General features: G+C 45.9%; 24 protein-coding genes. 9 read left to right on the top strand and 15 right to left on the bottom strand.

Features of this window, described 5'->3' with window-relative positions:
• Positions 1-23: 23 nt before the first annotated feature.
• Both HBAL_RS01840 and HBAL_RS01835 read right to left on the bottom strand, forming a co-directional pair.
• The gene (locus HBAL_RS01840; protein WP_015826220.1) at positions 24-881 is read right to left on the bottom strand and encodes a response regulator; all 858 of its coding nucleotides are present in this window, start codon (positions 879-881) and stop codon (positions 24-26) included.
• Between the two features lie 184 nt (positions 882-1,065).
• Positions 1,066-1,668: a glutathione S-transferase family protein gene (locus HBAL_RS01835; RefSeq protein ID WP_015826219.1), complete on the bottom strand. Its 603-nt coding sequence runs from the start codon at positions 1,666-1,668 to the stop codon at positions 1,066-1,068.
• A gap of 224 nt (positions 1,669-1,892) precedes the next feature.
• On the opposite strand from HBAL_RS01835, the gene HBAL_RS01830 reads away from it, so the two are divergent.
• Together HBAL_RS01830 and HBAL_RS01825 are read left to right on the top strand one after the other, a co-directional pair.
• Complete coding sequence (locus HBAL_RS01830) at positions 1,893-3,647, top strand: cation:proton antiporter domain-containing protein (protein WP_015826218.1); 1,755 nt, start codon at positions 1,893-1,895, stop codon at positions 3,645-3,647.
• A complete protein-coding gene (locus HBAL_RS01825) occupies positions 3,644-4,138 on the top strand; it encodes a hypothetical protein (RefSeq protein WP_015826217.1) in 495 nt (164 codons plus the stop codon). Before HBAL_RS01830 ends, HBAL_RS01825 begins: the two co-directional genes overlap by 4 nt.
• A 22-nt stretch (positions 4,139-4,160) precedes the next feature.
• Here the strand turns inward: HBAL_RS01825 and HBAL_RS01820 are convergent, their stop codons facing one another.
• From HBAL_RS01820 to HBAL_RS01810, 3 genes are all read right to left on the bottom strand, one after another.
• The gene (locus HBAL_RS01820; RefSeq protein ID WP_015826216.1) at positions 4,161-5,039 is read right to left on the bottom strand and encodes an aldose 1-epimerase family protein; all 879 of its coding nucleotides are present in this window, start codon (positions 5,037-5,039) and stop codon (positions 4,161-4,163) included.
• A gap of 74 nt (positions 5,040-5,113) precedes the next feature.
• Entirely contained in the window at positions 5,114-6,778 is a 1,665-nt protein-coding gene (ettA, locus tag HBAL_RS01815) for an energy-dependent translational throttle protein EttA (protein WP_015826215.1), read from the bottom strand.
• Positions 6,779-6,857: 79 nt separating this feature from the next.
• Positions 6,858-7,352 (bottom strand): hypothetical protein, encoded by a 495-nt coding sequence (locus HBAL_RS01810; RefSeq protein ID WP_015826214.1) that lies wholly within the window; start codon positions 7,350-7,352, stop codon positions 6,858-6,860.
• 177 nt (positions 7,353-7,529) lie between these two features.
• Between HBAL_RS01810 and HBAL_RS01805 the strand changes: the two genes are divergently transcribed.
• Positions 7,530-7,958, top strand: coding sequence for a hypothetical protein (locus HBAL_RS01805; RefSeq protein ID WP_015826213.1), 429 nt, complete (start codon positions 7,530-7,532; stop codon positions 7,956-7,958).
• Between the two features lie 9 nt (positions 7,959-7,967).
• Here HBAL_RS01805 and HBAL_RS01800 read toward each other — a convergent pair whose 3' ends face one another.
• Entirely contained in the window at positions 7,968-8,423 is a 456-nt protein-coding gene (locus HBAL_RS01800; RefSeq protein WP_015826212.1) for a thioredoxin domain-containing protein, read from the bottom strand.
• Between the two features lie 203 nt (positions 8,424-8,626).
• Here HBAL_RS01800 and HBAL_RS01795 point away from each other — a divergent pair, with 203 nt between their 5' ends.
• The gene (locus HBAL_RS01795; RefSeq protein WP_015826211.1) at positions 8,627-10,948 is read left to right on the top strand and encodes a S9 family peptidase; all 2,322 of its coding nucleotides are present in this window, start codon (positions 8,627-8,629) and stop codon (positions 10,946-10,948) included.
• 293 nt (positions 10,949-11,241) lie between these two features.
• On the opposite strand, the gene HBAL_RS01790 is transcribed toward HBAL_RS01795, so the two are convergent.
• Positions 11,242-12,321 carry a YqiA/YcfP family alpha/beta fold hydrolase gene (locus HBAL_RS01790; RefSeq protein ID WP_015826210.1) on the bottom strand — a complete coding sequence of 360 codons (1,080 nt, stop codon included), beginning with the start codon at positions 12,319-12,321 and terminating at the stop codon, positions 11,242-11,244.
• 18 nt (positions 12,322-12,339) lie between these two features.
• Positions 12,340-12,834, bottom strand: coding sequence for a GAF domain-containing protein (locus HBAL_RS01785; RefSeq protein ID WP_015826209.1), 495 nt, complete (start codon positions 12,832-12,834; stop codon positions 12,340-12,342).
• 156 nt (positions 12,835-12,990) lie between these two features.
• Here HBAL_RS01785 and HBAL_RS01780 point away from each other — a divergent pair, with 156 nt between their 5' ends.
• Positions 12,991-13,509, top strand: coding sequence for an SPOR domain-containing protein (locus HBAL_RS01780; RefSeq protein WP_015826208.1), 519 nt, complete (start codon positions 12,991-12,993; stop codon positions 13,507-13,509).
• 13 nt (positions 13,510-13,522) lie between these two features.
• On the opposite strand, the gene HBAL_RS01775 is transcribed toward HBAL_RS01780, so the two are convergent.
• On the bottom strand, positions 13,523-13,930 hold the full coding sequence (locus HBAL_RS01775) for a MarR family winged helix-turn-helix transcriptional regulator (protein ID WP_015826207.1): 408 nt from the start codon (positions 13,928-13,930) through the stop codon (positions 13,523-13,525).
• Positions 13,931-14,067: 137 nt separating this feature from the next.
• Here HBAL_RS01775 and HBAL_RS01770 point away from each other — a divergent pair, with 137 nt between their 5' ends.
• Entirely contained in the window at positions 14,068-15,012 is a 945-nt protein-coding gene (locus HBAL_RS01770; RefSeq protein WP_015826206.1) for a radical SAM protein, read from the top strand.
• A 25-nt stretch (positions 15,013-15,037) separates the two neighbouring features.
• Here the strand turns inward: HBAL_RS01770 and HBAL_RS01765 are convergent, their stop codons facing one another.
• The 4 genes from HBAL_RS01765 to HBAL_RS01750 all read right to left on the bottom strand — a co-directional run bounded on the left by HBAL_RS01765 (position 15,038) and on the right by HBAL_RS01750 (position 17,227).
• The gene (locus tag HBAL_RS01765) at positions 15,038-15,256 is read right to left on the bottom strand and encodes a helix-turn-helix transcriptional regulator (protein ID WP_015826205.1); all 219 of its coding nucleotides are present in this window, start codon (positions 15,254-15,256) and stop codon (positions 15,038-15,040) included.
• Between the two features lie 5 nt (positions 15,257-15,261).
• Positions 15,262-15,705, bottom strand: coding sequence for a hypothetical protein (locus HBAL_RS01760; protein ID WP_015826204.1), 444 nt, complete (start codon positions 15,703-15,705; stop codon positions 15,262-15,264).
• A 1-nt stretch (position 15,706) separates the two neighbouring features.
• Positions 15,707-16,117 (bottom strand): hypothetical protein, encoded by a 411-nt coding sequence (locus HBAL_RS01755; protein WP_015826203.1) that lies wholly within the window; start codon positions 16,115-16,117, stop codon positions 15,707-15,709.
• A 72-nt stretch (positions 16,118-16,189) separates the two neighbouring features.
• Entirely contained in the window at positions 16,190-17,227 is a 1,038-nt protein-coding gene (locus HBAL_RS01750; RefSeq protein ID WP_015826202.1) for a 2'-deoxycytidine 5'-triphosphate deaminase, read from the bottom strand.
• 63 nt (positions 17,228-17,290) lie between these two features.
• Here HBAL_RS01750 and metZ point away from each other — a divergent pair, with 63 nt between their 5' ends.
• From metZ to HBAL_RS01735, 3 genes are all read left to right on the top strand, one after another.
• Complete coding sequence (metZ, locus tag HBAL_RS01745) at positions 17,291-18,496, top strand: O-succinylhomoserine sulfhydrylase (RefSeq protein ID WP_015826201.1); 1,206 nt, start codon at positions 17,291-17,293, stop codon at positions 18,494-18,496.
• Between the two features lie 115 nt (positions 18,497-18,611).
• Entirely contained in the window at positions 18,612-19,019 is a 408-nt protein-coding gene (gene apaG / locus HBAL_RS01740) for a Co2+/Mg2+ efflux protein ApaG (RefSeq protein ID WP_012778208.1), read from the top strand.
• Between the two features lie 15 nt (positions 19,020-19,034).
• Positions 19,035-20,483: a TrkH family potassium uptake protein gene (locus HBAL_RS01735; RefSeq protein WP_012778207.1), complete on the top strand. Its 1,449-nt coding sequence runs from the start codon at positions 19,035-19,037 to the stop codon at positions 20,481-20,483.
• Here the strand turns inward: HBAL_RS01735 and hslO are convergent.
• Together hslO and cysK are read right to left on the bottom strand one after the other, a co-directional pair.
• On the bottom strand, positions 20,480-21,430 hold the full coding sequence (gene hslO / locus HBAL_RS01730) for an Hsp33 family molecular chaperone HslO (protein ID WP_012778206.1): 951 nt from the start codon (positions 21,428-21,430) through the stop codon (positions 20,480-20,482). The two genes, HBAL_RS01735 and hslO, sit on opposite strands and share 4 nt — an antisense overlap.
• A 65-nt stretch (positions 21,431-21,495) precedes the next feature.
• Positions 21,496-22,485: a cysteine synthase A gene (cysK, locus tag HBAL_RS01725; protein WP_012778205.1), complete on the bottom strand. Its 990-nt coding sequence runs from the start codon at positions 22,483-22,485 to the stop codon at positions 21,496-21,498.
• Positions 22,486-22,592: the final 107 nt, after the last annotated feature.

The raw sequence follows: 22,592 nt of genomic DNA, 5'->3' as shown, positions 1-22,592 counted from the left end.
TTATTTACGGAGGCTAATTTATATTAGATATCTAAATACACCTTGTTACGGTTGTCTACTTTTGGCTGTAAGCCACCTGGGAGCGGTGTAACTTTCTCACCATAAATCTCTTTTTGAGCTTCCAATGCATGGCGCACTGCAGCTAGCATTTCTTCAGCACCATACGGCTTGTACAGCAATGCATTTGCACCATGACTCTTAGCTGTTTTCAACTCGCGTCCGGCGATATCAGACCCCTCTGTACCGCCTGTCATGGCAACTATCGCAACATGGGGCCACACATCTCGGACAAGCTTGATAACTTCATGTCCATTAGTGCCCGGCATAAAGAGATCCGTAATGACCACATCTACGTGATCATAACTTAATCGACCTATTGCATCTTGAGCGTTATCAAAAACAGTCACACGATAATCATTGGGACGTAAAACGCCTGCCGCGACTTTCCCGCATGTTTTACTATCATCAATCACGACAGCGTGAAGCCGCACCCCTCCGCCGGCCAAAATTGATGCGACATCGGAAACAGCTGAACGCGCTTCTTCAAGACCAAACGGCTTGCGCAAAACAAGCTTAACGCCTCTTTCACGTGCCTCAACCAAACCACTATAATTATCTGTTGAATCCGCTGTCATCACACCCACAACAGCTTTGGGCCAACGCTTCTTCACATCACCAATTAATTCAAGGCCAGATATACCGCCATAATTAATATCAATCAGAACAAGATCAAATTTAGCGTCGAATAATTCCGGCTTCCCTTTGTACTCACGTACAGATAAAGCGACCATACATTCACAGCCGGCCTGCTTCAGAATAGAAGACATAATTTTAGCTTGTGTAGCACTATCTTCTAACAATAAGCACTTGAATACTTGCATAGCTTAGCCCCGAGACGTTTGCTAATTCCACCCTCTTTGGAGGAATACTATTCCAATTGCCCTAATATACCCCTAACCAATTCTCAAAATACGCTTCCAGCCGGCACTAATATTTATAATTAAGAAAAAATGAAGATTAGACAACGTTGTAAACAGTAGTCACCAAGCAAGTATTCTATAAATACTATCTATTAGGCATAGTCGACTTAAAGCTAGGTCGCGTACTTCGTTCATCAAACCATGCCGACAATTTAGGTCTCATCTCACGCCACCGCAATTTGGGTAAACGCAATTCAATATATCCAATAGCAGACATAAATGAAATTTGTCCCAGATCAAAAGCTTCACCCAAAGCTGGAATCTGATTTTCCATTGCATTCAATGCACGATGAATAGTGTCGATGTTTCTATTGACCAACACCTTAGGCAAAGCCTCTCCAGAATGCTTTTCAAATGCAACCATCGCCACAACAGCATCCATCAAGCCATCTGCTAACGCCTGATTTCTCAAAACCACAAAACGCGCATTTTTAATCTGCGGAATTAGCTCAACCACTCCGCTCAGCGTATCAATGAATTCACAAATGACAGGACTGTCAAAAACCACCTCTCCCTCGACGGTAATCAGTGCCGGCACCTTTCCTAGAGGATTAATAGCTCTCACAATCTCCGCATCTTGCTGAGTGTCGACTTCTTGAAATGTAAAATCACCTTCCAGCTGTTTTTCTAGGATCGCAATGTGGACTTTGCGGGCATAAGGAGACGTATTTGAATAAATAAGTTTCATAATCCTATTTAGTTATCTTTCTCAAAACAGACTTGCTTCTCTCTCAAGCATCACTCTGAGGGAGTGTGCTTCATATTTCGAACTTTGTGTAGAAAGGTTAACCAAAAATCTGTTTTTATTCATATGTTGTAGAGAAAAAACAGCATAATTATGTACTTATATGGACAAGTCATTCACGAACATCTCATAGTTAACATTGTCAATGCCATAGGAGCTGCTTCCACATGCAACATGCCGGTCAGGAAATCTTGATTAAAGATGCGATCGTTTTCCTTTTCGCTGCTGGTCTTGTTATTCCTGCATTACGCTATTGTCGCATCCCCTCAGTTCTAGGTTTCATTCTAGCCGGAATTGCACTTGGGCCAATCGGGCTTGGTTCCCTCACACACCAATGGCCCTTTCTCAGCTATTTAACGATGAGCGATCCGGCAGCGGCAGCACCCTTTGCCGAATTGGGCGTCCTATTCTTGCTGTTCCTGCTCGGGCTTGAACTTTCATTTAAAAAGCTCTGGGAAATGAGAAGACTTGTCTTTGGAGCCGGTGGCTTGCAGGCAAGTATCAGCGCTGTCCTGATAGGCATTGTCGCCTATATGATCGGCCTGACAGCGCCTGCCGCCGCGCTTATCGGTCTTGCACTGGCATTATCATCCACTGCAATCGTGATGCAGCTTTTGATAGATGATCACCGCGCAACATCTCCAGCCGGCAGAACAGGACTAAGTGTCTTATTATTCCAAGACATTTTGGTTGCACCCATTCTTATTCTTGCAGGCTTTTTATCAAGAGATGCAACGCCCGCCCTTTCAGGAGCCATTCTTCAGGCCGCCTTTAACGGATTTGCCGCTCTGGTCGCCATTCTATTCATAGGGCACTTTCTGCTTCGCCCTCTTTTCCGACTTGCAGCAACAACAGGTGGCCGTGACTTTATGATCGCGACAACCTTGTTAACCGTGGTCGGAGCTGCCGTTATTACCGCAAGCGCTGGTTTATCTTTGGCGTTAGGCGCTTTTCTCGCAGGCTTAATGCTTGGTGAGACCGAATTTAAACACCAAACTGAAGTCGATCTAGAACCATTTAAAAGCCTTCTACTAGGCCTATTCTTTATGACTGTCGGTATGGGCCTAGACCTTCCAACAATGTTTAAATATTGGCCTATTGTCATTCTAGGGTTGATCTTGCTTCTTGTTATAAAGCTGGCCGTTGCTATCATTGCCTGTCGAATATTTACTGGCAAAATGTCGACTGCATTGGAGGCTGCTTTCCTTCTAGCACCAGCGGGCGAATTTGCATTTGTGGTACTGGCCGCAGGCAGCGAAGGCGGTGTCGTCACCCCCAAGGAAGCCGCATTAATTACTGCTATTGCCGGCCTATCCATGATGATCACACCCCTTATGTCTAAAATTGGCCAGATATTAGCAAAACGCTTTGATGTTGAAGGCGAAGAATCCGCAGAAGGCATAAACAATTACTCAGACCTTGAAGGTCATGTCATTATTGCCGGATTTGGCCGCGTAGGTCAGACAGTTGCGCGCATTCTGGAAGCAGAACAAACAAGCTTTGTTGCATTGGAAAGCCGACCTAAACGCGTCAACATCATGCGCAAAGAAGGTTGGCGAGTTTATCTTGGAGACGCGGCCCGCAAAGAAATTCTGGAAAAAGCCGGTATTCAAGGCGCTGCAATGGCTGTGCTCACCCTTGATGATGCAGGTTCAGTGGAAGCCATTGTCAGAACAATGCGCACCATTCGTCCACAAATGCCCATTATCGTTCGCGCAAATGACGCCATACATGCTCGTGAATTATATGCGGCAGGCGCTGATTTCGTCGTACCCGAGACAATCGAAGCCGGCCTTCAAATGGCGTCACGCACGCTACAAGAATTTGGATATGATAGCGAAACAAGTCGCGGCATCATCGCGCATGAACGCGACAGGGAATACAAACTCGCAACACAAGATGCAAAGGCAAATTCTTCATGACAACGGGCAACCTCCCTACAAACTCATCAATATCCAAGGAAGTGAATGACGAGATCCAGACCTATTTTAATGATTATGCGGATGCATTCGCCAGTTATGACTTCAAGGCCATTCGAAATATGTGGTCGCTGCCATGCCTTGTGACATCCAACAAAAGAAACCTAGCTTTCTCTGACCCCACGGAATTTTTGGAAAGCCTCACAAAGCTCGGTACGTTCGGCAAATCCGTCGGCATGACAAAAATGCAGAAAATCGTCGTCGAAAATTGCGAAATCGCCCCCGAAACTGTCAGCGCAATAACCAAGGATACGATATTCAACCAAGATGGTGAAGTAATCGTCAGCTGGGAACAGACATACATTCTCCAGCGCATTGATAATCAATGGAAAGCTATCGCAACCATCTCAACAGGCGAAGTCACAAGCTGGGCAGCAATGGGAAGCAAACTCGCTGTAAAGGCAGCCAGCTCCGACAATATCTATATCGACTAGCTTTGACTAACGCGTGTGATTATCAATTTTCAGAAATGAGTACACTGTATTGAAAGCTCTGGCTTTGTCCTGCCTGCAAAACAAATGTTGACGGACGCTCCATTATATCAGTCCCTTTGCCATCCACACCCGCCATACCATGCCACGGCTCAATGCAAATATAAGGCGCACCGGGCTTTTGCCACAGCGCGAGATTTGGTAAATTCTCAAATTCAAAATGCAGTTTAGCACCCGCCTGCGTGCCATAGCTTAACTTCGAACCTGCCCCAGCCGGAAACACCATCGCGTCATCTTCATATTGAGAATGATCAAGCTGCACTTTCCCGTCTTTAAATGGCGATGGCAAAAGCGCTTCAGCAAACAAAGATGTTTCGTTGAGACGCATCATTTGAGGCTCTGCGCCATTTTCCAGCGTGATAAAATGCGGTTCATCAGCGGACGCCCCCGGCAGTGGCCAGTTAAATGCAGGATGGAAACCCACACCAAAAGGCATGTCTTGATCATCTTGATTGATAACCTCAAGCGAATTTGTCAGCTTCGCCCCATCCAGAATATAAGCTGCCCGCAAAGTAAACTTGAACGGATAAACGCTTAGCGTGGCATCAGTCCATTCAAGCTCAAACACACAGCTTGTCTCTGTTTTCTCAACCAGCTTAAACTCGCTTTTGCGGGTAAAACCATGGCGTTGAAGCGTATAATCATTGCCATTGATAGACACTGTGTCATTGAGGGATCCACCAACTATTGGAAACAATAATGGCGCGCGCCCACTCCACCATGCTTCATCACCATTCCACAGCCATTGCCGTCCATCTTTGGAATTGATGGATTGAATTTCGGCTCCAAAAGTCGAGATTTCAACAATAAGCGCTTCGTTTTCAATTTTGATGCGTTCTGACATGATTTAAGCTTGAACTGGTTTCTGATTATACGAACATAAGGCAATAAAAAGGCCTCCAATGGAGGCCCTTCATTCTAATCGCGAGAGAATTTTTGGAAAGTAGGACGCTTTGGAGTAGCCCCTTCTTCACCCAAACGTTTCTTCTTGTCTTCAAGGTAGGATGAGAAATCACCCTCAAACCATTCCACATGGCTATTGCCTTCAAACGCAAGAATGTGGGTACACATACGGTCAAGGAACCAGCGATCGTGCGAGATGATAACAGCACAGCCCGGGAAGTCATCCAGACCCGCTTCCAGTGCTTGTAGTGTTTCCACATCAAGGTCGTTTGTCGGCTCATCGAGGAGAAGCAGGTTTCCACCTTCTTTAAGCATTTTGGCAAGGTGCACACGGTTACGCTCACCACCTGACAGCTTACCCACGATTTTAGACTGGTCCGTCTTGCGGAAGTTGAATGCAGACACATAAGCACGTGAGGACATTTCCACACCGCCAATGTCGATATAATCCAGTCCGTCAGAAATTTCCTGCCAAACATTATTGTCGTCATTCAAACTGTCACGAGATTGGTCGATATAACCCATCTGCACAGTATCACCGACCTTGAATGTCCCCTCATCTGGAACTTCTTTACCTGTGATCATTTTGAACAATGTAGTTTTACCCGCACCGTTTGGACCGATCACACCCACAATACCACCCGGAGGCAGACGGAAGCTTAGATCTTTGATCAGCAGGCGGTCGCCATAACCTTTGTGCAAGCCTTCAGCTTCCACAACCACATTCCCAAGACGCTCGCCGGGCGGAATGCGGATTTGCGCTGTTGTGACTTTTTCTTTTTCAGCTGCTTGTGCTTTTTCATTATATGCAGACATACGCGCTTTTGATTTCGCCTGACGCGCTTTAGGCGATGAACGTACCCATTCAAGCTCTTTGTTTAGCGTGCGTTTACGGCCAGCTTCTTCGCGTGCTTCTTGCTCCATACGTTTGGCTTTTTGCTCAATCCACGCAGAGTAATTGCCTTCATATGGAACACCCTGACCGCGATCCAGCTCCAGCATCCATGTGGTGATTTGGTCAAGGAAATAACGGTCGTGCGTGACGAGGATCACACAGCCCGGGAAATTCATCAGATAGTTTTGCAGCCAATCAACAGTCGTCGCATCAAGGTGGTTGGTCGGCTCATCCATCAATAGCATGTCTGGCTTAGACAATAGTAGCTGACAAATGGCGACACGGCGTTTCTCACCCCCAGATAGCGGCGCAACCAATGCATCGCGCGGCGGACAACAAAGCGCATTCATCGCCATTTCGATCTTGGAATCGATATCCCAAGCATCCATCTGGTCCACTTGCTCTTGCAGAGCCGTCATTTCTTCCATCAACTCGTCTGAGTATTCCTCAGCCATTTTCATGGAGATTTCGTTGAACTTGTCGAAAGCTTCTTTTTCAGGACAGCCAACAATCACGTTTTCCCAAACAGTGTCACCATGACTAAGCTGTGGCTCCTGTGGAAGGTAGCCGATTTTCGCGCCATCAGCTGCGCGTGCTTCCCCGCCATATTCTTTATCTACACCCGCCATAATGCGCATAAGTGTCGATTTACCCGCACCGTTGGAACCCACAACACCAATTTTCGCATCTGGTAGAAATGATAGGTGAATGTTTTCAAATACTTTTTTGCCGCCCGGATAAGTCTTGGACAAACCTTGAAGCTGGTAAACGTATTTAATAGCCATGTGCGCTGATAACTCTTCTAAATGGGGATGAATTGAGATCAGAGTTAATGCCGGAAATGAGCACGGAAAGCAAGTGTGATCAATGCGCCAATGACAGGTTGAATGAGAAGATAAGCACAACACCTCCCAAGATAAAAAAGAAAGCAGCTAAACCAAACAATATCGCGCTCCCTTTTTCTACCTCTTCCTTAGTATCCTGCAACAATTTAACGTCATCTTTCAGCAAATTCATCCTCTTCTCGTCAGCTGACTTTGATTTAATTAAAGCAACGATCACTTCTGACCCACTAGTCAATGCGCGAAGATTCAACGAGTATAAATATCCTGCCGACGCAATTGTTGCTAAAACCCCAAAAGCAAAAGCGCCCAAGCTGATTTGAGTAAGTAATGAAAATGAAATTCTTAAATTCACAACGCCATCTAGAATGAACATCGCCATTACGCCATTGCCGACAACCAGCCAGATAACTAACTGAATAGCCAATTGATGGCTTAATCTAACTCCCTCCATCATACTGGCGGTAATAAATTGGATTATTTCTGCTTGTTCTTCATCTGTGTCTATGTCAGTCATTAATCCCCCCAGCGCATATCAAATGAAACCACAATATCTCTTCATCTTCCCTAAAAATCAGCCATTAACCAAAACTCTCACAATGCTTTTTAACGGCATGTAAAACACAATCTGGCAGAACTATTCTCAGATTATTTTTAATTATTCTATTTTTAAAGTGTTGGGGAAGACAATAAAATGTCTCGGGTTCAGCGGATATTTATTGCTATAAGCATTGCGCTTGCTCTAGGCGCGGCCGGTGCAGCATTGCTCAATAAGAACACGCATATGGTTTTCCATTCCGTGAAGGTGAAACCCCAATATTACATGCCACCAGATATCCAACCCAATTGCGTCAATGAATTTGGTTGTAATATTAAAACCCGCATTCCCCTATGGCTACAAGATCACCTCACCGATGTAGAAATCACAAATCAATCCCAGCAGCATGTTGTGATCGTTGAAACGAATGTCGCCGTTTTAAAAAGTCTTGCTTATGGAACATTTGTCGGCACGCTTATATATGGCTTTTTGTTCCTCACAAATCTAACCATTCGTGCGATATACAGACACCGCAAATTAATCGTCAGCTATCTGCGATCTCAGTTTGCTATTTCAAGAGCTTAATTTTAAGCCTTAAGAAACCTGTTGAATGGAATTTTTCAAAACCTGCTTCATTTCATCAGCAGATAGTTTCACTGTCAGCTGATCTACAATCTCGCCGGAATCAGCATCAAGCAGAAGCGTGAAACCCGTTCCGCCTTTATATTTTTCATAAACAGAAGAGAAGTTATTCTCTGCTGCAATTTCAGCCGGCCCGCTGCCTTGGCCCAAGCTAAAATCCAGCTTCACAAATTTCACAGGTTTGTTTGCAAATTCTGGTGCCACTTGCGCCAGTTTTGGTTCCAAAATCTTACAAGCAGAACACCAAGCAGATGAGAAAGTTGCGGCAATAATTTCAGGCTCGCCATCATAGACATATTCAGATTCAGAGGCAGTTTTACTCAAAAAACCCATGCCGTTGAACGCAGCAAACCCACAGATTGCTAACACCATCACAACAGCGAAGCCGTATTTTTTAAGCAGTTTCATATCATATTACCTCTATCTATTTGCACATTTCATATCCCACAGCCTAAAATTTGGGAATGACACCAAATCACACAAAAGCGTGTTCTAGGGTCTCTCTGAGACAAATTCTCTTGGGTTTCTTTGAACACTTGCCACAAAATCGCATTAGGATAGATTGCCCTAAATATCTAAAAACGAGCATATCTCGGGGTCAAAATCATATCATGCTGAAACAAGTTTCTCTTCTCGCGCTTAGTCTCGGGCTAGCAAGCGCCTGTGCATCTCTTCCCGCAAGCAACCAAACAACTTCACCAATTGATGCGCCAACAAATAGCGCTATTGATGGGACACCCACATCAGCAGAAGCTAAAACTCAAATGAAACTTTTGACGCCTGAACGTATTGCCGGTTCCCCTTCTTTGACTGGCCCTTCTCCCAGCTCCGTAAAATATTCGCCCGATGGCTCAAAACTCACATTCTTACAAGCGCGCGAAGATGATCGCCAACGCCAAGACCTTTGGGCCTATGATGTCTCCACCGGCCAAGCGACCATGCTGGTCGATTCCCAATTGCTAGAACCAGAAGGCTTTGAACTTTCCGAAGAAGAAAAAGCCCTGCGCGAACGCAAACGCATCGCCGGAACCACGGGTATTGTATCCTATGATTGGGATAAACGCGGCGAACAAATTCTTATCCCAATTGGCGGCGACCTCTATGTTGTTAAACTCACGGGTGCCACACCAGAAGTTCAACAACTCACAGCCACAGAAGCCTTTGAATACAACGCAGAAATCTCTCCATCGGGAAACACCGTCTCCTTTATCCGTGATGGCGCACTCTATGCAATCAACCTCGCCAGCGGCAAGGAAAGCCAAATCTCTCCAGATGCAGATCCAGACAATGCTATCTCTTATGGTGTTTCTGAGTTTGTCGCCCAGGAAGAAATGAGCCGCTATGTCGGCACGTGGTGGTCACCTGATGACAAACACATTGTCTACACACGCGTTGATGAAAGCACTGTGGATATAATCCCGCGTTTTGATATCGCAGCCAATGATGTGACAGTCATCAACCAACGCTATCCGCGTACAGGTCGCCCAAACGCAATCGTTGATGTGTTTGTCAAAAACACACAAACAGGAGACGTTGTTCAGGTCGCGCTTGATGCATCACCCGACACCTATCTTGTGCGCGTCAATTGGGCAGGCAATAATTCTCTCTTCATTCAGCGCGTCAACCGCGACCAAACTCGCCTTGAAATGCTGCAAGTTGATCTTAAAACCGGCAGCGTGCGCGAAGCCTATGTTGAAGAACAGCCAAACTGGATCAATTTATCAAAAGACTTCAACGCGCTTGAAAATGGTGGTTTCATCTGGACCACAGAAGAAAGTGGTTACCGCCATATCACGCTTCACAATGCAGATGGCTCAAAAGCGCATCAAGTCACAAGCGGTGAATGGGTGGTCAAATCCATCGAAGCTGTGGATGAAGCAAATGGCTATGTGTATTTCTCTGCCAATAAAGATACCCCGATTGAAACCGGCCTTTACCGCACCTCTTATAAAAAAGCCAACAGCCCAATTGAACGCATCACAGAACTTGGTGGTTTGTGGTCAATCAACATGGCGGCAGATGCACAAACTTATGTTGGAACTTTCCAATCTCCAACAACACCGCCGCAAACTGCTTTGTATAAAGCGGACGGATCTCGCATCGCATGGGTAGAAGAAAACGCCCTTGATGAAACTCACCCCTATTTTGAATATCTAGACGCACATGTCACACCAGAGTTCGGCACTATTACCGCAGAAGATGGACAGATTTTGCACTATTCCATCACAAAACCTCATGATTTTGACGCCACTAAAACATACCCAGCCATCGTCGAAGTGTATGGTGGGCCGCATGTTCAGCGTGTAAATAAGCAATGGCTACTCTCTGATGTGATGAGCGCACAAAAGGGATATGTCGTCTTCCGATTGGACAATCGCGGCACATTCAATCGCGGCAAAAAGTTTGAAGATGTCATCTACCGCCTGACAGGTGAAATCGAAGTGCGCGACCAGCTTCAAGGTGTAGAATATCTTAAATCCTTATCCTTCATCGATAGCTCTCGCATTGGCCTGAATGGTTGGTCATATGGCGGCTATATGGCCCTAATGACCACGCTAAAAGCACCCGAAGGCACATTCGCGGCATCGGTTTCTGGCGCGCCAGTCACAGACTGGGCTCTGTATGATACATTCTACACAGAACGCTATATGGATACCCCTCAAGACAACCCAGACGGCTATGAACAATCCTCAGTTTTCCCACACCTGAAAAACCTCAACTCTCCCATGCTGATGATACACGGCATGGCAGATGATAATGTCACATTCGACAACTCAACCCGCGTTTATGCAGAACTTCAAAAGCTAAAAAAACCTTTTGAAATGATGACTTACCCCGGCCAACGCCACGGTGTCCGCGATACAGATATGAGCATCCATTTGATGAATACTCGCTATGCTTTCTTGGACCGATATTTGAAACCGAGTGAGTAAAGACTGGCGTTTCTTCCCCGACTTTATAATAGCCTATTGCAAGAAATAAAAACCTCTGACACACTCAAATCAGGTTTAACGTATTGAAAGGAGGTGGTCCGATGTCGAGCATTTTAACTGGTCAGGTTGGGTCTTTGTTGAATGGTAAACTTATGGGGCAGTCTTCATAAGCAAGCCATAAACCGGATTCTCATTCAGCAATATGTTGATGATATTGCGAGACCCCTCCGGATTTTTAAATGCGAGGCCGCTTCTTAATTGAAGCGGCCTTTTTATTTGCGACAATCTGGAATTTAATTTGGCCCAATTTTACCAATCACAATCCTTGCTTTATCAACATAAGTTCGAGCAATTTGACTTTCAGGGTAACGAACACGCGCCAACTCTGCGAGCGACAAACACGCCTGATATTGGCATGTTAGATAATTATGCTTGATAATCGCTTCCATCATTTTTTGCGGGGTTGAAGGCTGCCCCATGCGGCGCGATAAAGTAGCATGTTCAGTCGGCAATATGTGCGGCAACTCAATATCAATCTCATCGCACAGCTCAACATATTGTTTTACCAATCCCCATGGTGTCATAAACGGGTCATGTCCGGTCCTGATTTTTATAAGATATTCAATCTCAATGCGCGCAGCAGCTAAATCGCCATGATTTAAAGCAGCCTCCGCCTTAGCGCGTCGAGGCTGTGTAAACGCGCTGACATCAATCGCATCCTCCCCAAAATCTCCCGACCTTATAAACCCCTCAATACAAGGCCCCAGCATATTGATAGCGTTAAGCTGTTTGAGAATAAAATGACCAGCCCCATTTAGCGTGATCAATCTGGTATTCTTTCGCCCCGTCAGAAAATAAGACACAAATTTAGAGTCTGCTTCATCTTCAGGATCAAACACAACAAGCACGCTATTTTGCATACTATTTACTTGATTAAGGTCTGTATGCAGAAGTTCAATATCGGGATGGTAAGAACGCAGCCCTTCCATATAGTTATGGATAGGCAAACGCGGCGCTATCGCTAATATGCGTGCATTGAGTAAGCTTCCAAAGTAAATGGCAGCATACCCACCCAAACTCGTTCCATAAAATACAATATCTGAGTGCTGCGCAATAACCGAACTCACGGCCTGCAAAAAGCTTTCTCGTGATAAGCTTTGAAAGAAATCCTTGTGTGAGCAAGCAACATTTATCTGGCTAATATTTATCGACTTAAAAAAATGCCTGCCAAAATCATCCTCTAATATCTGCCCCATCGAATTGAAGGTAATGACGAGTTGATCAGATCCTCTGTCAAAATAAGAGATCCTATAGTGAGAAGCATCCAATAAAGTCTGTCCTGCTTCATCATTCAGCTTTGCAGATTGATCCATAAAATCAGATCATTCCCTTTAAATCACCAACAGCTTCGCGCATAATACTTCAAGCTTTTCTTTGTCTATGTCATCAAAAGAAGCGTGCTGTTCTGAATCAACATCCAGCACCGCCGCCAAGCTGCCATCTGCATTCAACACAGGCACCACGATCTCTGAATTTGAGCGGCTATCACAGGCAATGTGTCCGGGAAATGCGTGCACATCTTCAACCACTTGCGTCTCGCGCTTTGCGGCTGCTGCCCCGCAAACACCCCGCCCAAATGGAATGCGCAAACAGCCAAGTGTGCCTTGATACGGGCCAACGACTAGTTCATTTTTTTTAAGCGGATCAACAACATAAAAGCCAGTCCAGAAAAACACCGGTGCAAAAGCCTGCGCAAGCAGACATGCTGCCGTTGCATAACGTGCTGTCACACTCGTCTCACCGGAGACTACGGACAAAATCTCAGCGCACACCTCATCATATTTGGTGGCTTTATCGGCTGAATATTGCATTGGCGCATGAGACATGGGGTGGCATCCTAGAAATTGATCTATGCGTGTACATAACAACTCTGCTACAAAAACCAATATCCCGTCATCAACATGCCGCATTCTAAGCCAATGGTTAACCAATTCCTGCGTTTATTATAGATGTTTGCGTTATAGTAGTTAGGGCCGAATGCCATGTCCGTTTTCAAAAAATCCACTCTGATTTGCGCTGGTTTTGCAGCCCTCTCATTTAGCGTGATGAATGCCGCTTCCGCCCAATCTCTGCCTGTTCCTATGCCAATTGAAGAGCAAAGAGAGCTGGAAGATGCACGCCTACGTCAAAAAACAGATGAAGAATATGCAGGGCGCACACTGACCTTCACACAAGGTGTTCCCCTGGGTCGAAGCTCAGTTGCCTCCAGCCAAATCAACCCAATTTCGCGATCCAACACGCCCCAATTGCAGACCTTGCCATCCAATGCATCAGGTTACACGATTAAAGCAGGCTCATTTCAATCTTTTGAAAACGCTCAAAAATTACATGCCAAACTATACGCGATCGGGTCTTCTAAAATTATTCCGCGCCGTGCCAATGGCAAGGATTTTTACGGTGTCTATCTTGGCCCATGGGCCACAGAAGCTGAGGCATTTCAAGCCTTTACGCTAGCAATGGATGCCGGCATGCAGGACGGTCAAATCCTAGATCCGCAATAGCAATATCAATGTTTCAGTCCTCAATTAGTTTTGTATGAAGATGCTTGAGCGTTGCTTCAAACACAGTCTGCTGGTCTTGCGGCAAGTCTTTCAGTATTGTTTCCACGCGTTTGATCGGGTCATTTTCTAGTGCCGCTATGCCGGATTTAGAAAGCCGCATACGACGTTTGCGGCGGTCATCTAATCTCACCTCGCCAATCACTAACCCTTTCTCTTCCAAGGCTGCTAAAGCTCTTGAGGCTGGTCCTGCTGTGACACCTAAATACTTAGCCACACCGTTTAAATCACTTGCTTTTTCATCTGCACCAGCGAGAAAACGCAGCACAGACCATTGACCGGGATGCATGGCATTTGGGCCGCGTTCTTTATAGATCGCACGCGCTGTTGCTTCTAGCATTTGAGCCGTTTGCGAGAGGTCCATATGGCTTTTTCCTTTGCTCATCTGCTCTTTATTCAACTTTTCATTCAGGCGCAAAATCTATTCTTTTGAAATTATTCTCACATGTCGTAACGGCAAAGTGACTATGAAAATAGTAAAACATCTCTAAAACGGAATTTATGGAACAAGCGCTCTATTCTTTGAAAAAGTTCGACGATCCCCGTGTCACAGCGAAGGGTGAAACGCGGGCAATTGTGCCTTTTTCTGGCATTAAAACACTGTGGTTCAACACAGGTACGCTTTGTAATATTGAATGCGCGAATTGCTACATTGAAAGTTCACCCACCAATGATCGACTCGTCTATCTTACGCTTGCAGATATCCTTCCCTTTTTTGATGAATTGGAAAGCGAGAATGAGTGCGGCGTTGAGATAGGTTTTACTGGCGGCGAACCTTTCATGGCCCCGCAAATTATTGATATGCTAGAAGAATCTTTGGTTCGTGGGCACTCAGTTTTGGTTTTGACCAATGCCATGCATCCCATGATGCGCCCCCGCATTCAGGCCGGACTTATCAACCTAAAAGAACGCTTTGGAAACCAGCTCACATTGCGTGTCAGCCTCGACCATTTTACCTCAGAATATCACGATAAAGAACGCGGTATAGGCAGTTTTGAAACCGCGATGATGGGATTGCGGTGGCTATCAGAGCATGGCTTTCAAATCACGATAGCAGGGCGTGCTTTGTATAATGAGTGTGAACCCGCAGCGCGAAAAGGCTATGCGGAATTGTTTGATATTGAAGGATTTTCTATCAATGCCAGCGACCCGAAATCGCTGGTATTGTTCCCAGAAATGACGCCTAATTCTGACCCTCCAGAAATTACAACAGCATGCTGGGGCATTTTAAATAAAGACCCCAAAGACATTATGTGCGCCAGTCAGCGAATGATCGTCAAACGTAAAGGGCAGACGCATACAACCGCATTGCCCTGCACATTGCTGCCCTATGATACGCGCTTTGATATGGGCCAAACACTTCAAGAGGCCCGCAAACCTGTGCCACTAAACCACACATATTGTGCGACTTTCTGTGTGCTGGGTGGCGGGTCTTGTTCAGCCTAGTGTGCCTAAAATGTTGTGTTGGTCTCTATTTAGTGTCGGCCAATTGTTGATCTGCTTCGTATTCAAATATTTCTTCAATTGGTACTTCGAAAAGACGCGCGATTTTGAATGCGAGAGGTAAAGATGGGTCATATTTGCCCGTTTCGATGGCATTGATAGACTGACGCGACACATCTAGTAAGTCTGCAAGAGCCGCCTGACTAATTTTTCGATGTGCCCTGAAAACCTTGATATGGTTTTTCATATAATTCAGTCCATATTCTGTCGAAGTTTTCGTTCTTGAAGATGGATCATACCAGCTGCAAATCCCACTGCTAATGGTGGCGACACAAACAACAAACTCACAGTATTTTCATACGGTGCCATATTCATAGCCATATGATAAGCGGCCATAAAAAACACCCAACTTAGTCCAAAAAACAAAGCTGACGCTAAAGCCTTAAAAACCATGATTGACTGAAGTTCGTCCATCCGTTTCATTCTAGTGAATATAACCTTCATTACGGCTAGCGTTAAAATACCAGATATTAAGGCCATTCCAGCAGCAAGGAATTGATGAGATTCTGGTTTCAAAAAGAAAAAAGCCAATACCACCTGTAAGACTGCCCATAGAAGTACGAAAAGATAATCAAAATCTTTCACAATGCGTTGTTCAATCACAATCGCCTCTTTTGCGTTTATCGACATATCCATTCTAAGCCGCGCTCTTTTCGAATAAATGGCGAGCACACGACACTATCCCCTGACTGGCAAAGAACATCGGAACAACGAGGAATGTCCACATGTTTGGGACAACTTCAAACAATTCGAGAAAGCCCCAAAGCATACAAATTGAAAAGGTGATACCTGCGCCTAAAACAATCGCTTCGGTTTTTCTAGCTCGCGTATATTCATCCGTTTCCCGCAACAACCGCCAAGTAAGATAAAACACACCAATGACAGGTGCCGCCGTTAGGATTGAAACTAAAACCGCCATCCAAACTGGTTTTTCAGGAAAAGCACTAATTAGGAGCGGCCCAGCGAAACAAGCCACCACATAAAAACACATCAAAATCGCAAAATCACGCTTATAGCGTTTGTTTGCTAGGGAATAAGAATTTGCCACGATCAACCTCCATGTAAAGCTCGCTTTACATGTAAGGCTTCATTGTCATTTAGTCAAGCTAACTTTACAAACCTATTTCATTCCGAAATGTTTTGAGAGCTTGAGACCCTGCCCTTGATAGTTTGAGAATGATCCCGCAGCCCCATAAGGTACTTTTGGATTTGCGACCATTGGTTCAAAGACCAAACGCCCCATTGGCTGGCCATCTGTCAGGATGAATGGCACTTCGCGTGAACGAACTTCAAGCACAGCTTTGCCTTCTAATCCCTCCACCCCAAAACCTGGATCAAAGAAACCAGCATAATGGGCGCGAAACTCACCAAATTCGGGCGCAATGGGTGCCATCTCTGCTGCTTCATCTACCGGGATGACAACTTTTTCTTTGGAGGCAAGAATATAAAACTCTCCCGGATCAAGCACGAGAGCGCCATTATAGGGACGCACAGGCTCCCAAAAATCTTCGATTTTGTGTCCGTTTATATTTTTTAGATCGAGGACGCGAGAATGCCGCTTGGCACGATAACCGGCAATATCATCATTGCCCGGTTTTAGATCTATAGAGAAAATTTCATCACGAATGGTTTTCTGCTCGCCATTTCTTAAACGAAGCTGGAGCAAGCGATCGCCTTCTCGCGCAAGAATAGAGAATGTACGTGGTGAAATCTCAACATAAAGAGGACCAGAATAACCTGCTCGTGCTGCATCAAACCTATCAGAACCATCGGTAATCATGCGAACAAACACATCGATACGACCAGTTGAACTTTTAGGGTTTGCCGCGCCGGATAAACCTTCAGGAAGATTGAGAACTTCCTTCAATGGCACAAGATAAACACACCCTGTTTCAAGCACTGTGCCTTTCGTGAGGTCCAGCTCATGCATCACCAGATCATCATTGAAATAATCACTTACTTTTTTACCCAGCCCAGGCAAAAAACTGGCGCGCATTCGATAAGCTGTTTTCCCTAACCGTAAATCTATGGAAGCGGGTTGAACTTGATCATTTGCAAGTCCATCTACCGAAGAAATAACTTCAGAGTCACACAATGACTGAATTTGGGTATCTGGTAGCACTCCAATGGGAGTTTTTTCAATTTTGCGTCCGGTCATGACTTGACCCTTTGTAATTATCAAGATCCCTATGCAGACCGAACAAGAAGGAAAGATCCACCTATGGCCGACAAGAACGAACAGTCAAACCGCGACTCTGCTAAACTTGCAACAACTTTAGTACATGGCGGACGTATGCGCTCGGAATTTTGTGAGACATCCGAGGGCATGTTCCTGACATCTGGCTATTGTTACCCGAATGCAGAAACGGCTCAAGCGCGCATGGCTGGTGATGAACCCGGCTTTGTTTACTCACGCTATGCAAACCCAACAATCCAGATGCTTGAAGACAAGCTCGCCCTTATTGAAGGTGCTGAAGCATGTCGCTGTACAGCCTCAGGCATGGCTGCGATTTCTACTGCATTGATTGCACCTTGTCAGCAAGGCGACCGCATTGTTGCTGCCAAAGCGCTGTTTGGATCATGTACGTGGATTTTGAAAAACCTAATGCCAAAATTTGGCATTGAGGTGGAATTTGTCGATGCCGTGGATATGGACGCATGGAAAGCAGCGCTTTCTAAGCCGACGCGCCTTGTCTTAATCGAAAGCCCATCAAATCCTCTCCTCGAAGGCGCTGACATCAAAGCTATTGCAGACCTCACTCACGCTGCTGGCGCTGAACTTGTTGTCGATAATGTATTCGCTACGCCAATGTGTCAGAAACCGCTTGAGCTAGGCGCGGACTGGGTGGTCTATTCCTGCACCAAACACATGGATGGACAAGGGCGTGTATTGGCCGGTGCTATCCTTGGTAAAAAAGAAGCCATGGACGAAATATTCGATGGATATCTTAAACACACGGGTCCAGCGATTTCCCCCTTCAACGCTTGGGTAGTTCTTAAGGGACTAGAAACAATGGAATTACGGGTTGAACGCATGGCAAGCACAGCTGCGAAAGTGGCCGACTTTATTGCAGATCACCCTGCCATTGCTGAAGTGCGCTATCCGGGCCGCAAAGATCATCCCCAATATGACATCTTCCAGAAACAACAAACTGGTGGCGGAACGCTAATTGCACTTTCATTTAAAGGTGGCAAAGAAGCTGCTTTCAAGGCGTTCAATGCATTTGAAATCGTCACGATTTCTAATAATCTCGGCGATGCGAAATCGCTAATCTGTCATCCAACGACGACAACTCACCGAACTTTATCTGATGAGGAAAAAGCTGAAGTGGGTCTAAATGATAGCTGGGCGCGTTTGTCCATCGGTTTAGAACACCCTGATGATTTGATTGCCGATTTCTCAAATGCCCTCGATAAAGCACTATAGTTTTACAAGTTTTATGCAGATATAGAATTTAGCAAGAAATAAAGTGGCATGTCTGCTGCAATACGGTATCACTTAGTCGAAATGTATTTCGTCCATTATCAGGAGTGCGGCAGGCATGAGCCAAGCCCATACATATGAGTTAGAAACAAATGGTGTCATCGTTCGGGTGACGCCGCGTTTTCTGGATGCCGAATCCTCTCCCAAGGATCATCGCTATGTCTGGGCCTATTCCATAGAGATTAAAAACCTCAATGATCATCCAGTTCAACTCATGACACGTTATTGGAAGATTTCTGATCGCAATGGCGGTATGCAAGAAGTTGAAGGTGAAGGCGTAGTCGGAAAAACGCCGACAATAGAACCTGGCAAGACCTTCCAATACTCATCTGGTGCGCCGCTAACCGCTCCATCTGGTATAATGCAAGGCCAGTTTACTTTCGACAATGGCAGCGGCGAAGATATGTTCGTCGACATTCCAGCTTTCTCCCTAGATAGCCCTTATGACTCATCGCGACCCAATTAGAGCAACATATTAGATATGAAACTCAGGCCATTATTATACGCCATGGGATTGATGACGCTGGGGCTTGGCCTGTTCATGCTGCCCTGTGTTGTTGCCGACCTTGAAGCAGACCGGGACGAATGGCGAATATTCTTTCTTCTCTCTATCGCCTCGATCACGCTTGGCGGTGTGATGGCCTTATCTGCTCGCGTCGAGAAAGTGCCAATTCGAACGCATGATGCCTTTGTATTGACGGTATTGTTATGGGTCGTCCTTGTGTTTGTTGCTTCCGGCCCATTCTTTATTGGCTTTGGAATGAGCTTCACAGATGCTGTTTTCGAGAGCATGTCTGGCCTGACAACCACTGGTGCCACCATCATGACAGGGATTGAAAACTACCCACCCAGCCTGCATTTATGGCGATCACTTCTGCACTGGATTGGCGGTATTGGAATTATCGTCACGGCCATCGCCATTTTGCCGTCCCTTCGCTTGGGGGGAATGCAGTTATTTCACCTTGAAAGTTCGGATACATCAGAGAAATTTCTGCCTCGCATTGGAGAAATTGCCCTACAAACAACCTATGTTTATCTGGGACTTACGGTAATATGCGCGGGGCTTTATCGCCTGACTGGCATGAGCGGATTTGTGTCTATCACCATGGCGATGTCCACAGTATCTACGGGTGGTTTTGCTGTCACCGATGCTAGTTTTGCACCATATGTTGAAGGTCATGCGGATATTGTCGCGATGATTTTCATGTCGATTTGTTCCATGCCATTCGCATTAATGGTGATTGCACTTCATGGAAAATGGAAGCTTGTGATCAAAGATCCCCAGCCCTTGGTCTGGTGCTGTTTTGCAATAGCAGGTTCGGTCATTATGGCGATGTATATTGCCTACCATCAGGAAGTTGAGGTCGGGCCTGAAGGCACGCTAAGAATGGTGGCGTTCAATGTCATTTCTATTCTCTCAGGCACAGGATTTGGGACTGAAGACTTCAATACATGGGGGCCTTTTCCAGCTACTATATTTATCTTAATGATGTTTTTGGGTGGAACTGCTGGTTCAGCATCATGTGGATTGAAAACCTTCCGCGTTCACATCGCTTTTAAAGCCATGATTTCCTATACCAAGCAAATGATACGGCCTAACCAAATTTCTCCAGTGCGGTATGCTGGAAAGCGCGTCGAGGAAACGACACTTCAATCCATTATGATTTTCGTATTTCTGTTTTTGGCATCTTTTGCAGTGTTAACCTGCGGGCTCGCCATGACTGGATTAGACCCACTCACAGCCATTTCAGCAGCAGCAGCGACGATATGTAATGTCGGCCCTGGGCTGGGTGAAATCGTTGGGCCAGCAGGAACTTTTCAGCCCCTGCCGGACGCCGCGAAATGGATGTGTATCACCGCCATGCTACTTGGACGATTAGAACTCATCTCCATTTTTGTTATTCTCTCGCCTTCATTCTGGCGAAATTAAAGCTGAAGTTTAAGCACGTCTTCGGTGGGTATCCGGTAGATACGGCCGCAAAACTGACAATCAGCAACAAGCTCATCCTCATCCTTTGCAAGATAAAGCACTTCAGATTTTGGCATGGCTGCTAAAGTGGTTTTAAACCGTTCAGCAGAACATGGGCATTTATCCTGAAGGGTGATTGGCAATTCTAGGCGCACACCTTCTTCATGGAATAAACGATACAATAATCCAGAAGAAGCTAATGTTTCGGACGTAAGCTCTTCATCACTTAAGGTGTCGAAATAGGCACGCGCTGTGTCCCATTCCTCTTCAGTATCGCCCCTTGCATCATCACCAGCAACTTTCTGGATAATCATACCGCCGACACGCCAGCGAACAGTTCCACCTTCTTCTGCAATTTGCTCAACAGCAAGTCGCACGCGTGTTGGGATTTGTTCTGACTGATTAAAATAATGCTGCGCACATTCCGCCAGCGTATCACCTTCGATCGGCACTATACCCTGATAAGGCGTTGTGTTTTCCTGATCTTGAATGATGATCAGCCCCATAACACCCTCACCGATAAGATCAGGAACTTTAGGCTTCCCATCCTTAAACGTCTCGACAAGCGCGGTCCACTTTTCGTCATTTAGGCGCACATAGCCACGCACATCACCATCCGTGCGTGCTTCGGCCACCAGCAATTTGATTGGGCCATCGCCTTCAGCTTGCACCATGATCCGGCCATCGACCTTCACCGTGGCTGCTGTCATCACAGCTAATGCTAACGCCTCACCTAATATCTGCGCAGCCCATAACGGATAATCATGACGCTTTAAAATGCTGTCAATTGTCATATCACCAAGCTTGGTGACACGACCGCGAACCGTCGCGTTTTCCAACTGGAAGCTAGAAACGGTATCTATGTCGCCAGTTGGCGACGCAATATGTGTTGAAGTAAATTGAGTCATTGAGGGCAGATAACACTTCACTCACCCCATTTGCAGGGGTGAGGCCTTATTTTTTTCATTTCGACTTAAACGTCAGGTGTTTCAAACAATACTGTTGATAGGTAACGCTCTGCAAATGAAGGAATTATAACGACAATCGTCTTACCCTTCATCTCTGGACGTTTTGCAACTTCAAGCCCTGCTTTCACCGCAGCACCGGATGAAATGCCAACTGGAACGCCCTCAAGATGTGCTAAGCGACGCGCCATTCCAAGTGCATCTGCATTCGCGACTTTAACAACGCCGTCCATCAAACTCGTGTCCATATTGCCAGGAATAAAGCCGGCACCGATACCTTGAAGAGGGTGCGGGCCAGGTTCGCCACCTGACAAGACCGGACTTGCTTCAGGTTCAACGGCAAACATTTGAACGCTTGGCTTTTGCGCTTTTAAATAACGCGCACAACCTGTAAACGTGCCTCCAGTTCCGACACCAGATACGACCGCATCAACGGCACCATCTGTATCACGCCAGATTTCTTGAGCTGTTGTTGCTTCATGGATGGCTGGGTTTGCGCCATTGTCAAACTGGCTAGGCATAACTGCGCCTTCAATGCTTTCAACCAGCTCATTGGCTTTGGCAATCGCCCCGCCCATGCCTTTTTCTTTTGGCGTCAACACTATTTCTGCACCAAGAATTGTTAGCATTTTGCGGCGCTCAATCGACATGCTCTCCGGCATTGTCAGAATAAGGTGATAACCTTTAGATGCCGCCACAAATGCAAGCCCAATACCTGTATTACCCGATGTTGGCTCAACCAATGTCATGCCCGGCTTTAATTTTCCCGTCATTTCCATATCGGTAATCATACCCAAAGCAATACGGTCCTTCACGCTCGCCATCGGGTTAAAAAACTCAAGCTTTAGAAGAAAATCACACTCAAGACCTTCTGCTTTTGAAAGGGCTGGGACACGTACCAGAGGCGTGTTTCCGACAGTTTCAAGAATTGAACCATATATGCGGCCTCGGCCAGCTTCGTCCAATGTGACACCATTATAATCGCGTGTACCTGTCATGGAGTTTTCCTCACTATATAAGAGTATGTGCACAATATTTGGTAACAATTTACCGCGATTACAAGCGAGTGAACAGTAGCAGTTGGGTAAACTCATGCATTAGGGAA

Origin of the sequence: Hirschia baltica ATCC 49814 (assembly GCF_000023785.1) — a bacterium.
Taxonomy (GTDB): Bacteria; Pseudomonadota; Alphaproteobacteria; order Caulobacterales; family Hyphomonadaceae; genus Hirschia; species Hirschia baltica.
The sequence above is the reverse complement of the archived record's forward strand: the minus strand, read 5'-3'. Positions and strand labels throughout refer to the sequence as shown.